General features: G+C 70.9%; 9 protein-coding genes and 1 pseudogene. 3 read left to right on the top strand and 7 right to left on the bottom strand.

Annotated elements, in window-relative coordinates:
- Positions 1-1,212 (bottom strand): sugar ABC transporter substrate-binding protein, encoded by a 1,212-nt coding sequence (locus AB0E94_RS36895; RefSeq protein ID WP_360336130.1) that lies wholly within the window; start codon positions 1,210-1,212, stop codon positions 1-3.
- A gap of 299 nt (positions 1,213-1,511) precedes the next feature.
- A complete protein-coding gene (locus AB0E94_RS36900) occupies positions 1,512-2,609 on the bottom strand; it encodes an alpha/beta fold hydrolase (RefSeq protein WP_360336132.1) in 1,098 nt (365 codons plus the stop codon).
- Positions 2,610-3,023: 414 nt separating this feature from the next.
- On the opposite strand from AB0E94_RS36900, the gene AB0E94_RS36905 reads away from it, so the two are divergent.
- Entirely contained in the window at positions 3,024-3,518 is a 495-nt protein-coding gene (locus AB0E94_RS36905) for a group II truncated hemoglobin (protein ID WP_360336134.1), read from the top strand.
- Positions 3,519-3,562: 44 nt separating this feature from the next.
- On the opposite strand, the pseudogene AB0E94_RS36910 reads toward AB0E94_RS36905, so the two are convergent.
- Together AB0E94_RS36910 and AB0E94_RS36915 are read right to left on the bottom strand one after the other, a co-directional pair.
- A pseudogene (locus AB0E94_RS36910) lies at positions 3,563-3,724 on the bottom strand (sulfurtransferase TusA family protein); the annotation flags it as partial.
- Positions 3,721-4,884 (bottom strand): PP2C family protein-serine/threonine phosphatase, encoded by a 1,164-nt coding sequence (locus AB0E94_RS36915; RefSeq protein WP_360336136.1) that lies wholly within the window; start codon positions 4,882-4,884, stop codon positions 3,721-3,723. The gene AB0E94_RS36915 and the pseudogene AB0E94_RS36910, both read right to left, overlap by 4 nt.
- 1,275 nt (positions 4,885-6,159) lie before the next feature.
- On the opposite strand from AB0E94_RS36915, the gene AB0E94_RS36920 reads away from it, so the two are divergent.
- The gene (locus AB0E94_RS36920) at positions 6,160-6,474 is read left to right on the top strand and encodes a type II toxin-antitoxin system PemK/MazF family toxin (RefSeq protein WP_360336138.1); all 315 of its coding nucleotides are present in this window, start codon (positions 6,160-6,162) and stop codon (positions 6,472-6,474) included.
- A 66-nt stretch (positions 6,475-6,540) separates the two neighbouring features.
- On the opposite strand, the gene AB0E94_RS36925 is transcribed toward AB0E94_RS36920, so the two are convergent.
- Positions 6,541-7,962, bottom strand: a complete 1,422-nt coding sequence (locus AB0E94_RS36925; RefSeq protein WP_360336140.1) for a GGDEF domain-containing protein — start codon at positions 7,960-7,962, stop codon at positions 6,541-6,543.
- A 114-nt stretch (positions 7,963-8,076) separates the two neighbouring features.
- Between AB0E94_RS36925 and gndA the strand changes: the two genes are divergently transcribed.
- Positions 8,077-9,513, top strand: coding sequence for an NADP-dependent phosphogluconate dehydrogenase (gene gndA, locus AB0E94_RS36930; RefSeq protein WP_360336142.1), 1,437 nt, complete (start codon positions 8,077-8,079; stop codon positions 9,511-9,513).
- Positions 9,514-9,517: 4 nt separating this feature from the next.
- On the opposite strand, the gene AB0E94_RS36935 is transcribed toward gndA, so the two are convergent.
- Both AB0E94_RS36935 and AB0E94_RS36940 read right to left on the bottom strand, forming a co-directional pair.
- On the bottom strand, positions 9,518-10,915 hold the full coding sequence (locus AB0E94_RS36935) for a GGDEF domain-containing protein (protein WP_360336144.1): 1,398 nt from the start codon (positions 10,913-10,915) through the stop codon (positions 9,518-9,520).
- 169 nt (positions 10,916-11,084) lie between these two features.
- Complete coding sequence (locus AB0E94_RS36940; protein WP_360336146.1) at positions 11,085-12,425, bottom strand: MFS transporter; 1,341 nt, start codon at positions 12,423-12,425, stop codon at positions 11,085-11,087.
- Between the last annotated feature and the right edge of the window lie 43 nt (positions 12,426-12,468).

Consider the following 12,468-nt stretch of genomic DNA (forward strand, 5'->3'; position numbering starts at 1 on the left):
TCAGGATTTCGCGGCGATGGCGGACATTTCCTTCTTCGCGTCGGCGATGACCGTGTCCAGGTCGTCGCCGGTGTAGTACGCGCGCTGGAGCATCTTGAGCCACGGCCCCTGCGGCGAGTTGATCTGCTCGAAGAACGTCAGCGTGTACGGGGTCCGGCCCACGGTCAGCGCCTTCGCCACGTCCTGCACCAGCGGTTCGGCCTGGAAGTACTTGTTGTCGACCATGTCGCTGCGCGTGGTCAGGTTGAGCGCCTTGGCGTACACCTCGACCTGCACCTCGTCGGAGAGCAGGAACTTCATGAAGTTGACCGCGTCGTTGACCCGCTTGCTGCCCTTCGGGACCACCACCAGGTCGCCGCCGATGAACGAGGCGCTGGAACCGGCCGTCATCCCGGGCAGCAGGGCGATGCCGAAGTCCATGCCCGGGTTCTGCTGGCGGGCCAGCGTGATGTTGAAGTTGCCGGTGCCCATCATGCCGACCTTGCCCGAGCCGAACTGGAGGTGGAACGTCTCGCCGTTCTCGGTCCGGTCACCGTCGTGCACGTTGCCCGCGGCGACCATGTCCCGCTCGAACTGCAACACCTGCTTGACGCCGTCCCCGACGAGCGGCTCGTCACCGGGCCCGGCCGCCTCGATCTTCGCGCCTGACGCCCACATCAGCGGGCCGACCGTGAAGATGTTGCAGCCCGCGCAGTTGCCGGGCAGGTAGTAGCCCTTGACGTCGCCACCCAGCGCGGTGATCTTGTCGGCGTAGGCGCGCAGCTCGGGCAGGCTGGCCGGCGGCTTGGCCGGGTCGAGGCCGGCCCGTTCGAAGAGATCCTTGTTGTAGAAGAGCGCCGACACGTCGGCGTAGAGCGGGACGCCGTAGAGCCGCTGCTCGTACGTGGCGACCGTCATGTGGCCCTTGCTGGCGGTGGCGAGCTCCGGCCAGGCGCTGATCCGGTCGGTCAGGTCGACGAGCTGCCCGGCCTTCTCGAACTGCGGCGCGTAGATCAGGTCCATCCCCATCAGGTCCGGAACCTGGCCGGAGGCGATGCCCTGGGCGATCTTGCCGACCATCTCGGTGTGCGGGATGTAGGTCAGTTTCACGGCGCAGCCCGGGTTCTTCGTGTTCCAGGCCGCGACGAGCATGTCCACCATGTCCTTGTTGCCGCCGGACCGCTCCCACATGGTGAGCTCGCCGTCGGCGGCGCAGCCGGTCGTGGCCGGCACGATCTGATCGTCGGAAGAATCAGGTGACTCATCCCCCTGGGAGCAGCCCGCGACCCCGATCAAGGCCGCGACCGTCAGGAGGGAGATCCACTGGCGGGTCCGCATACCACGTGCCTCCTGTCGAGTTCCCCCGACCCGAACGCCGGGTTCGCCGGACCGTACCGCCTACCGCATACGTTTGCGTACATACGTTTGCCTAGTCCGGCACGACTCGTGAGTCCCGACATATCGAAAGGCGGCCGACAGAAGGGCGCGCCCGGCGGGGGTGGCCGCCGGGCGCGCCGTGGGAACGGGCCGGGTCAGGTGAAGCGGGCGGCGATCCAGTCGGTGACCAGGGTGACCGACAGCGAGACGGCCTGGTCGTGGTTGGCGCCGGGGAGCGTGTGCAGGGTGACCGGAACCCCGTAGGCGGCGATCTGGTCACGGAGGATCTCGGAGGCGAAGTACGGCACGGCCTCGTCCTCGGTGCCGTGCACGATCAGGACCGGGGCGCTCAGCGCGGTCTGGGCGGGATTCTCGTAGGAGGCCATCTTCGCGACCACGGCGTCCGGGACGACCCCGCCCTCGACCAGGTCGGTGGCGGAGAAGTTCTGGTAGGTCGCGAGGATCTCTGGCAGGCAGCCGGACTGCAGGACACCGATCTGGGCCTCGGCCGGCGCGGCGAGCACGTTGTTCGGTTTGAAGCTCGGTTCGACGACCGAGACGCCGGTCAGCGCCATCACCAGGTAGCCCTGGCCCGGGCTGCCCGGGATGTAGTTGATGAACTCCTGCGTGTTGGAGACCGGGGCGAGCGCCGCGGTGCCCTTCAGCACCAGGTTGCCGTCGTAGGTCGGGGCGAGCTGGCTGGCGAACAGCGAACCCTGGCCACCCTGCGAGTGGCCGTCGACGACGTACTGGGTGGAGAGCGCCGAGTCGAGGTTGCGGGCGGCGCGGACGTTGTCGATCAGCGAGCGGGCGGCGCTGGCGCCGATCAGGTACGGGTGGGCCTGCGACGTGCCCAGTCCCGGGTAGTCCGGGGCGGCCACGGTCCAGCCGCGGGTGAGCATCTCGGCGATCGCGAGGCGCGCCTCGTTCCAGAAGACCGCCTGGTTGGTCGACGGGGCGCAGGTGTCGGCCAGGCCGGTGGTGCCGTGTCCCCACGCCACGGTCCGGTTCTTCTTGTTGGTCTTCGGCGTGAGGACCAGCCCGGTCGCGGTGATGATGCCACCGTTGATGTTCGTCGTCACGTACGTGATCCGCTTCCCGTTGGCGAGAGCGGACAAGGTCGGCGGCAGGCTCGCGGTCGTCGAGCTCAGCACGAATCCCGGCAATGTCGCGTACGCCGGTCCGGCGGTCGCGACGAGCATCCCGGCCGCGGCGATCAGCGCGGCGAGAAGGAGTCGGGAGATCTTTCTCATGGCACCACGTTCCCCTGCAGAATCCGAAGTGGATGATCGATGGATGCCACAGCCTAAAGCTGATCTACCCCGGAATGGATCGGTAGTCACGGGCATACGTGCGTACCTTTTCGGGTATCGGCACACGTCAACAGAATGATGTGCCACCGGCTCTCAAAAGATCCATTTAATCGGCGGTTCATTATCGTAATCAGACACCGCCGGGGTACGTCTCCGGCTCGTGGACGTTCACCCGGAGAGTGTGCCGGGGCCGCAGCGCCCGCGTCTCGGCAACCACGGAAACGCGCGAACGGTGAGCAGATCCGGTCGCGGCCCGGCACCCGGGACGACGAAGCGGGCCGCCGGCGGCAGCACGTCCGGTAAGACTGGCCGGAGGGGGTCGCGTCACCGGCCCGGCCTTGCCATGCTGGGTGGATGGGACGTCCCACGCTGTATGAAGCAGCCGGCGGAGCACCCGCCATGCTGGCCCTGGCCGCCGACTTCCACGAGCGCTGCCTGGCCCATCCGACGCTGTCGCATCCGTTCGAGCACGGCATCGACCCGGCGCACGTGTCACACCTGGCCGCGTACTGGGGTGAGGTGTTCGGCGGCCCACCCGGCTACAGCCGCAGCCGGGGCGGGCACGGGGCGATGATCCGGGTGCACGCCAACCAGTGCGACGAGGATCCGTTCTCCGAGGCGTTCGTGGAGTGTTTCGACGCGGCGGTGGCGGCCACCCTGCCCGACGATCCGGAGCTCCGGGCCGTGCTCGGCGACTACATCCGGGCGGCCACCGCCGAAGTGGTCGCCTACATGCCGCTGGCCGCGGCGGGGCCCGGGGATCCGCCGATGCCACGGTGGTCCTGGGCCGGGCGCCAAGGACTCGACGCCTCCGTCTCGACCGGGGCGCCGGTCACCCGTACGCCATAGGTCCGGTCTTGAATCTCGCCGAGGTATTCGTGCCCGGTGAGATGACACCAGGCCGGAAGGTCAAGCGGCGCGGCCGGGTCGGAGGCCTTCAGATGGACCACCGCGCCGGCCGGCAGGGTCGCGATGAGCTTCCGCAGCTCGATGAGGAGCAGCACGCAGCGGCGGTCGCCGCCGTCCAGGACCACCGGGTTCATGGCATTGATCATGCACGGGGGCGCGCGGCCAGGATGCAGGTGTCGTCGTCCGGGTTGGCACGGCGCAACCGGGCCAGCATCTCGGCCAGCGGACGCTCCGGCGCGGCCCGCACCGCGTCGTCGACCGTCGCGATCACCGAGTCCAGGCCGACATCCGGGCCGCGGTGGCGCTGCTCGACCAGGCCGTCGGTGTAGAGCAGCAGCACATCCCCCGGATCGAGGCCGATGACCGAGTCGGCGTACCGGGCGCCGTCCACCACGCCCAGCATCGGGCCCGCCGGGCGGGGCAGCGGCGCGGTCCGGCCGCCCCGGCTCAGCAACGGCGGCGGATGCCCGGCCTGCGCCCACACCAGCTCGTGCGACCTCGGATCGAACCGGGCGATCACCGCGGTCGCGGCCAGCTCCGGATCGTCCGCCTCCAGCTCCCAGATCAGCCGGTTCAGGTGCTCCAGCAGCGTCCCCGGATCGCTGGTCACCACCGACAACGCCCGCAGCGCGTGCCGCAGCTGGGCCATCGTGGTCGCGGCCTGCGTGCCGTGCCCGGCCACGTCACCGACCGCGAGCAGCACCGAACCGTCCCGCAGCGCCGCCGCGTGGAACCAGTCCCCGCCGATCATCGCGTCCTCCCCGGCCGGCAGATAACGCACCGCCACCCGCAGCCCTGGCAGGTCGATCGGCTCCGCCGGGATCGGCAGGATGATCTGCTGCAACCGGGCGGCCAGGTCGTGCTCGGCGGCCAGGGTGCGTTCCACCTCGGCCAGGCGCCCGGCGGTCCGGGTCGGGTCGGCCAGCCGCTCCCAGCTGATCAGCAGGCCCGGACCCAGCCGGCCGGCGCGGATCGTGAAATCGGACTCGCCCACCCGGATCGGGCCGAGGTCGGCGGGCTCACCGGTGTCCAGGACGCGCTGGAAGACCTGCCAGCGGTCGCCGGCGATCTCCTCGGGGTAGAGCCGGCTCATCGCCAGCCCGATCAACTGCGCGCCACGGCGGCCGTCGGGGGTCACCGCCGCCGGGGTCACGGCGGCCCAGACGAGATCGGTCATGGTCCCGCAGTCGTCGACCTCCGCCGTCAGATATCCGGACATTCCCGGCAGGGAGTCGAGTACGCCCTGGACCGTCGCCAGCCATGGGCTCTCCCCGGCCAGCAGCCCGGCGGCCCGCTCCACAGTCACCCGCCCACCGTCACCACCGCTGCCGACGGTCCAGACGCCACGCCGAACCACGCCACCCCGCTGCTCCGCCCCGGCCCACCCCCGCCCGTCATCGCGTTCACCGGCGTCGCGCACCCCTTCGGCCGGGCCCCACCTCGCCGTCCACGCGCCCACCACGAACCTCCCAGCCCACTTCGAGGTTCCTGCTTACGCCTGCACACCACGTGACGGCATCCCCCGATCATCCGGCCGGGTGCCTCCGAATCCATCCACGTCGCACGGGTCACCCCATCGAGGTCCGACGTTCGGACAACCTCATGCGGTACGGCCACACCTCCCCCGACCGGCGCCGCACCTACAGCGCGACCCCATCCCGCCCACGCCCCAAGGCGGCTCACGCACAAATCCACTCTCACCACCACCCCATCCCGCCCACGCCGGCTCACGCGCAAGCCCCCCTCTCCACCACCCCACCCGTCGCAGCCTCCCGAAGCGGCTCGCACGGGTCGCGATGGCCTGTCGATGCCGGAGCCATGGGCCGCGGCGGCGGAATGGACGAGGGGAGGGTCCAACTGCCGGAACGAGCAGAGCAAGGGGCGAGTGGCCGGAGGGAAGATCAGCGCACACAATCCGGCAACGTGGGATTCTGTTGTCGCTCCGCCAGGGATGGACGCACACGATCAGCACAACGTGGGCGCTGGTACCCGCCAGAGCGAAGCAGAAGCACACGTTGCCGAATCGTGTGAGCTGATCGACGTTCCGGCTCACTGCCGCGCGATTGAGGCTTCGGGCCGACGCGTAAGCGCTCGACGCCGTAGGTCACCACGCCGCCGAACCGGCCAACCCACGTGGACACCTACGTCTCGAAACGGACCACAAGTCACCACGCCGCCGAACCCGCCAGCCCGCCTGGACATCTGCGGCTCGAATCGACCACAAGCCACGTTGATCACTGGTTTCGGCGGGGGGGGCTCTGAACGGCTTGAGCGCGCGGCAATGCGTTGTGGCCGCAACAGTTCGCGAGTCGGCGTTGGCGCCTCGGTGAGTTGGGACTGGCGCGTGAGTCGCCTTGGGGGCGGATGGGAGGTTCCGTCGCGTTGTGGGGTGGGGCGGGGTGGCTGCGGTCGGGGTGGTGTGGCCGTACCGGATGAGGGTTGTTTCGGTGGGGTGACGGTGAGTGATGGGGTCGGGAGTTTCGGAAGGTCGCCGGGCGGGGCGGGCGCGGGCGAGATCGGCGCGGCGGTACGCTTCCTGCCATGCCGATCCGGACCGCGCCGATCTCCGGTTCTTGCTGACATGCGGCGCGGGGAGATCTGGACCATCGGCGACCGGGCTGATCTGCGCTATCGGGTTCTCGTGTTGTCCGGGGACAGCTACAACGAGCGGAAGAATGCGGCGCCGTTCTGTGCGCCGATCGTCCGGCAGCGTGGGGTGACCGAGTTGCCGCCCTTCGCGGTGGCGCTCACCGAGCAGGATCCGATCACCGGTGTCGTGGTGGTCAACCGGATGCGGCGGCTGCCGGCCTCGACCGGGGCCGAGCGGATCGGGATGGTGACCGGGGCCAGCATGGCCCGGCTGGCCGAGGCGATGCGGGAGCTGTTCGAGCTCTGACCGGCCGGGTTCGCGCCCGGCGTGACTGGCTCAGGCCGGGCGGCGTGACTGCCCGGCGGGACGGGCTCAGGCGGCCCGGCGGGTGGCCTTCTCGGTGTACATCGCCTCGTCGGCCCGGCGGATCAGCTCGTCGGCGTCGAGGGTCGTGTCGGAGAGGACCGCGCCGATGCTGGCGCCCACCCGGACGTGTTCGCCGGCCACCAGGATCGGTGGGGTCAGGGCGCGGTGCAGGTGGGCGGTGAGGCGGCGGGCCGCGGCGGCCTGGTCCGGGTCGTCGCAGAGCAGGACGAACTCGTCGCCGCCGTAACGTGCGGTGAACGCGCCGGCGGTACGCAACCGGGCCGCGACCTCGGTGAGCAGGTCGTCGCCGGCGAGGTGGCCGAGACGGTCGTTGACCTGTTTGAAGCCGTTCAGGTCGCAGAACAGCAGGACCACCGACGGGCGGCCGGCGCGCTGTTCGGCGGCGAGGGCGGCGTCCAGGTGGTGCCAGAGTTCGGCGCGGTTGGGCAGGCCGGTCAGCAGGTCGTGGGTGGCCTGGTGGCGGAGCTGCTGTTCGGCCTCCTCGCGCTGACGGCCGAGGCGGGCGACCCGGAACGCGACAAGCCCGACGATCAGCAGGTTGCCGACGGTGAGCAGGGCGGCGTCGCCCTGGATGTCGAGGATCTCGCGGATGCCGGAGACGGTGGGCACGACCGTGACCGCGGCGGTGAGCAGCATGACCCGGGCGGTGCGGAGGCGGTCCGGCGGGACCGGGCCGGGGCGGGCGATCAGCGGCGCGGCCGGGTGCAGGACGGCCAGGCCGAGCAGCACATAGCTGACCATGAAGATCATCTCGTGGTAGCCCGAGGTCTGCGCGGTGACGGTGCCGGTCACGAAGATCGCGGCGACGCTGGCGATCAGATCGGTGAGGACCGCGGCGGCGAGCAGCAGCAGGGGCACGGGCCGGGGCCGGGACGTGTGCAGCACCCGGATCAGCATGCCGAGGACGCCGGACAGCAGCAGCACCGTGGCGAGCAGGCTGGCCTGCAACAGCAGGTCGACGCCCGCCTCGTCGAGGACGGGTTGCAGCAGCAGGGTCCAGATGAGGGCGGCGGCGACGATCGCGGCCACCGCGGCGTCGATGAGGCCGCCGATGTCGTTGCGGCCGCGCCGGAGGACCAGGGCGACCGCGGCGGCGAGCATGTGCAGGTTGCCGACGGCGAGGACCAGGTCGGCGACCGAGGCGGTCACCCCGGACAGCGACGTGACGTTGCTGGCCACCATCCAGACGGCGCCGACCAGCAGCAGGCCGTACGGCAGCCGGTCGCCCCGCGGAACCCGGCGCAGCAGCCATCCGGCCCCGGCGACGTCGAGCACCGACACCAGGAGGAACAGCCAGAGCCGGTCGGACGAGGCCACCACGGGCACGGCCGCCGTGCAGGCGAGGCCGACGCCGAGGAAGGCCGCCATGCCGGAGTAGCGGGTCACGGCTGTGCGATCGGCCGCCACGGCGCAGACTTGAGCATGCTCACCACGTGGACGTGATCGAACCGCAAAGGCCCCGTTCCCGTAAGAATGACCGCGGGGCCCGTAACGGGCGGGTAACTAGGAAGGACGTAGTCGATGTCGCAAAAGGCGCAGATCGGTGTCACCGGCCTGGCGGTGATGGGCCGTAACCTGGCCCGGAACTTCGCCCGGCACGGGCACACCGTGGCGTTGCACAACCGCTCCTACGGCCGCACCAAGGAGCTGGTCGAGGAATTCGGCCACGAGGGCGCCTTCCTGCCGGCCGAGACGGCCGAGCAGTTCGTGGCGAGCCTGGAGCGCCCGCGACGCGTCGTCATCATGGTCAAGGCCGGCCCGGCCACCGACGCCGTGATCGACGAGTTCGCTCCACTGCTCGAAGAGGGCGACATGCTGATCGACGCGGGTAACGCGCACTACGCGGACACCCGGCGGCGGGAGGCGGCGCTGAAGGCGAAGGGCCTGCACTTCGTCGGCGCCGGTGTCTCCGGTGGCGAGGAGGGCGCGCTGCACGGCCCGAGCATCATGCCGGGCGGGCCGAAGGAGTCGTACGAGGCGCTGGGCCCGCTGCTGGAGGACATCGCGGCGAAGGTGGACGGTGAGGCGTGCTGCGTGCACGTCGGCCCGGACGGCGCCGGTCACTTCGTGAAGATGGTGCACAACGGCATCGAGTACGCCGACATGCAGCTCATCGCCGAGGCGTACGACCTGCTGCGCCAGGTGGGCGGGTACTCCCCGGCCGACATCGCCGGCATCTTCCAGGGCTGGAACGAGGGCCGGCTGGGCTCGTACCTGATCGAGATCACCGCCGAGGTGCTCAAGCAGGTGGACGCGGCGACCGGCAAGCCGTTCGTGGACATCGTGCTGGACCGGGCCGAGCAGAAGGGCACCGGCCGCTGGACCGTGCAGGCCGCCCTCGACCTGGGTGTGCCGGTGTCCGGTATCGCCGAGTCGGTGTTCGCCCGCGCGATCTCCGGTGGCGCGACCGAGCGCGAGGCCGCCGTGACGGCGGGCCTGCCGGGCCCGGGGTCCAGCGCCCAGCACGCCGGCGATCTGCAGGCCGACGTCGAGCAGGCGCTGTTCGCGTCGAAGATCGTGGCCTACGCGCAGGGCTTCCAGCAGATCCAGGCGGCCAGCAAGGAGTACGGCTGGGACATCGACCCGGGCGCGATGGCGAAGATCTGGCGGGCCGGCTGCATCATCCGGGCCAAGTTCCTGGACTTCATCAAGCAGGCGTACGACAAGAACCCCGCTCTGCCGACGCTGCTGGTGGACTCGTACTTCCAGGACGCGGTGGCAGGCGCCCAGGACGCGTGGCGCCGGGTCGTGGTGACCGCCGCGCAGCAGGGCATCCCGGCGCCGGGCTTCTCGTCGGCGCTGGCCTACTACGACAGCCTGCGGGCCGAGCGCCTGCCGGCCGCCCTGATCCAGGGCCAGCGTGACTTCTTCGGCGCGCACACCTACCACCGGGTGGACAAGCCGGGCTCGTTCCACACCCTGTGGGCCGCCGAGGGCCGTCCCGAGGTGGACGCCTGACCGGCTAGACGGTCGCCGGCGTCGCGGGGCGCGCCTTCACGGCGTACATCGCGGCGTCGGCCCGGGCGATGAGGCTCTCCCGGTCGCCGCCGTCGCCGGGCCAGGCGGTGGCGGCGCCGACCGACGCGCCGATCTGCACGATGCCGCCGGGCACCTCGATGGGTTCGCCGACGAGCGCGGCGATCCGGTCGGCCAGGCGCTCACCGCCGCACTGGACGACGACGAACTCGTCGCCACCGAGCCGGCCGACGGCGCTGTCCGGTCCGGCCGCCGCGGTCAGGCGCTGCGCGACGGTTTGCAGCACGAGGTCGCCGGCCTGGTGGCCGTACCTGTCGTTGACGGGCTTGAAGCCGTCCAGATCGCACAGCAGCACGGTGACCTCGGTGATCGCGCCCCGGTCCAGGGCGGCCAGCGCCTCGTCGATCCTGGTGACGATGTGCCGCCTGTTGTAGAGCCCGGTCAGGTCGTCGTGGTGCGCCTGGTGGGCGAGGGTCTGTTCGGCGGCGGCCCGCTGCACCGACAGCAGCCGGAGCCGCAGCACCACCATCGGCACCACGATCATCGTGCTGACCGGCAGGACCACGCTGGCCGGGCCGTCGGCGCGGATCGCCTGGACGGCCGCGATCAGCGGGTTGGCACACAGGGCGGCGCCGAGCCAGCCCAGCGGCGGGTGACGCACGCCGGCCGGGGCCGGCCCGGGTTCGGTGATCAGCGGGGCGGTCGGCAGGACGGCCGGAGCGGCGAGGGTCAGGTAGGCCAGCATCATGATCTGGGCGGTCCAGATCGAGCTGCCGTGCACGGTCAGCACCGCGACCACGTCGTTGGCCAGGGTGAGCGTGGCGGTGAGCACCAGGTAGCCGAGCGGTCCGCGGGCGCCGCGGGCGGTGACGCCGATCCGGATCAGGCAGCCGAGCACCGCGGCGAGCACGAGCACGTCACTGAGCAGCAGCGCCTTGCCGAGGTCGGTGGCGGCCGGCCCCAGGTGGGGGCCGATCAGCCATTCCCAGAGCGGGCCGGCGGCGCAGAGACCGAACAGGGCGGCGTCGATGAGGCCGCCGGGATCGGTACGGCCGTGCCGGCGCAGCGCGCTCGCGGCGCTGAGCAGGAAGACCAGGTGCGCCGACGCCATCACCAGGTCGGTGGTGGATCCCTCGGCGCTGCCGAAGTGATGCTCGGGGATCCAGTCCGGCCAGAGCACGGTGCCGACGGTGAGGAAGCCGAGCCCGGCGACGGCGGCCAGCCAGGGCAGCCGGTCGGTGAGGTGCCGGGCGCCGAGGGCCAGCAGGTAGGTGACGATCGGCACGGCCGTGACCAGGGCGAAGATGACCTTGCGCAGTTCCGGGTCGGCCAGGCCGTACCCGGTGGCGCTGATCGCCGCCAGCACCACCAGTCCCACATGCACGGGCCATGCCGGCGCCGTCGCACGTGGCCATCCCATGGTGTGCCCTTCCGTCCGTCCCGGTTTCTCCCGACTCAGCCAGATCGGCGGCCGGGGCCGACGCCTGAGGAAAGGACGCGCTGAGGCCGCGCGAGTGGCCGGTCGGGGCCGGAAGACCGGGCGGGATCGGGGGTCAGACTGCGGCGGGGGCCGGGGAGTCCTCGGCGACGCGGCCGCTGAGCGACCGGTAGGGGCGGCTGGCCAGGGCGAGCGCCGTGGCGATCACCCCGATGATCCCGGTGAGCACGAAGACCAGGGCCATCCCGCGGTCCGGGCCGGTGCCGAACCAGGAGCCGATGGCGTCCGCCCCGGCGCCGCCGTCGCTCATGAACGGGATGAACACGAACTGCGTGATCGGCGAGATGAGGAACGCGGTCAACGGTGACGCGGCCTGCTCGACGCTCTGCGCCAGGCCGAAGACCCGGCCCTGCCGCTCGTAGGGCACCACCCGCTGCAGGATGGTCTGCTCGGCGGCCTCGGCGTAGGGCATCAGCAGCATGTACAGGTACATGCCGACGGCCATCGGGATGATCGACGCCCAGAGCGGGAAGATCAGGATGATCATCCAGAGCACCACGTTGATCAGCAGGAGCAGCCGGACCGGGCGGGACCCGAGGCCGGTACGCGCCACGAGCAGCCCGCCGACGATGAACCCGGTGCTGAGCACCCCCCAGAGCAGCCCCCACGCCTGCACCGAGACCAGCGACAGCCCGTACGCGTCGGCCAGCGCCATGAACACGCCACCGAGGAAGTTGTTGAACGTGGAGAACAGGATCAGCGCGGGCAGCCCGGGGACCCCGCCGATGATCCGCAGAGTCCCGCGCAGGTCCACTCCCGGGGCGGCGGCCGGGTCGTCGTGGGCGACCTCCCGCTCGGGGATCGTCACGAAGGACATGTGCACGATCGAGAGCGCGAGCACCACGAGCGCCAGCACGAGGATCGAGAACATGCCGTCGAAGGCGACCAGCACGCCACTGATCACCGAGGTGACCAGGAAGGTGGTGCCGGAGACCGTGCCGACCAGGCCGTTGGCCCGGTCCCGCCGGTCCTCGTCGATGAGCAGGGTGACCAGGGTGGGCAGGGCGATGGTGCGGATGTTGCCGGCGATCACCCCGGACATCAGCAGCAGCACGAACGCCCAGAGCCGGGCGTCGGCCGGATCGTGGAACGCCTCCTCCGGGACGGCCAGGTAGACGGCGAGAGCGGCCGCGTACAGCCCGAGGGAGGCGACGGCCGACCCCTGCAGGGCGGTCTTCTTGCGGTGCCCGTCGACGAGGCTGCCGAACCAGATGCCGGTCAGCGCGGTCAGCACCAGGAAGATGCCGGAGATGACGCCGGTGGCGAAGACCGATTTCGTCTGGAGGTACGTCCAGAAGGTGACGGCGAACCAGACGCTGAAGTTGATGACCGACACCAGCCCGGTGTTGACCAGCAGCTGGTAGAAGGTGCGCACATGGCCGGTGATGACGGTCATGGACTGCACGGTAGTACGTGCACCCGGGTTGAGGTCCAGCCGA

The sequence above is a fragment of the Actinoplanes sp. NPDC026670 genome, from assembly GCF_040638175.1.
GTDB lineage: Bacteria > Actinomycetota > Actinomycetes > Mycobacteriales > Micromonosporaceae > Actinoplanes.

Bases quoted from the DNA above. Each gene is read 5' to 3' on its own strand.
- AB0E94_RS36940 (WP_360336146.1), bottom strand. From the start codon at position 12,425: ATGACCGTCATCACCGGCCATGTGCGCACCTTCTACCAGCTGCTGGTC.
- AB0E94_RS36905 (WP_360336134.1), top strand. From the start codon at position 3,024: ATGGGACGTCCCACGCTGTATGAAGCAGCCGGCGGAGCACCCGCCATG.
- AB0E94_RS36920 (WP_360336138.1), top strand. From the start codon at position 6,160: ATGCGGCGCGGGGAGATCTGGACCATCGGCGACCGGGCTGATCTGCGC.
- gndA (WP_360336142.1), top strand. From the start codon at position 8,077: ATGTCGCAAAAGGCGCAGATCGGTGTCACCGGCCTGGCGGTGATGGGC.
- AB0E94_RS36900 (WP_360336132.1), bottom strand. From the start codon at position 2,609: ATGAGAAAGATCTCCCGACTCCTTCTCGCCGCGCTGATCGCCGCGGCC.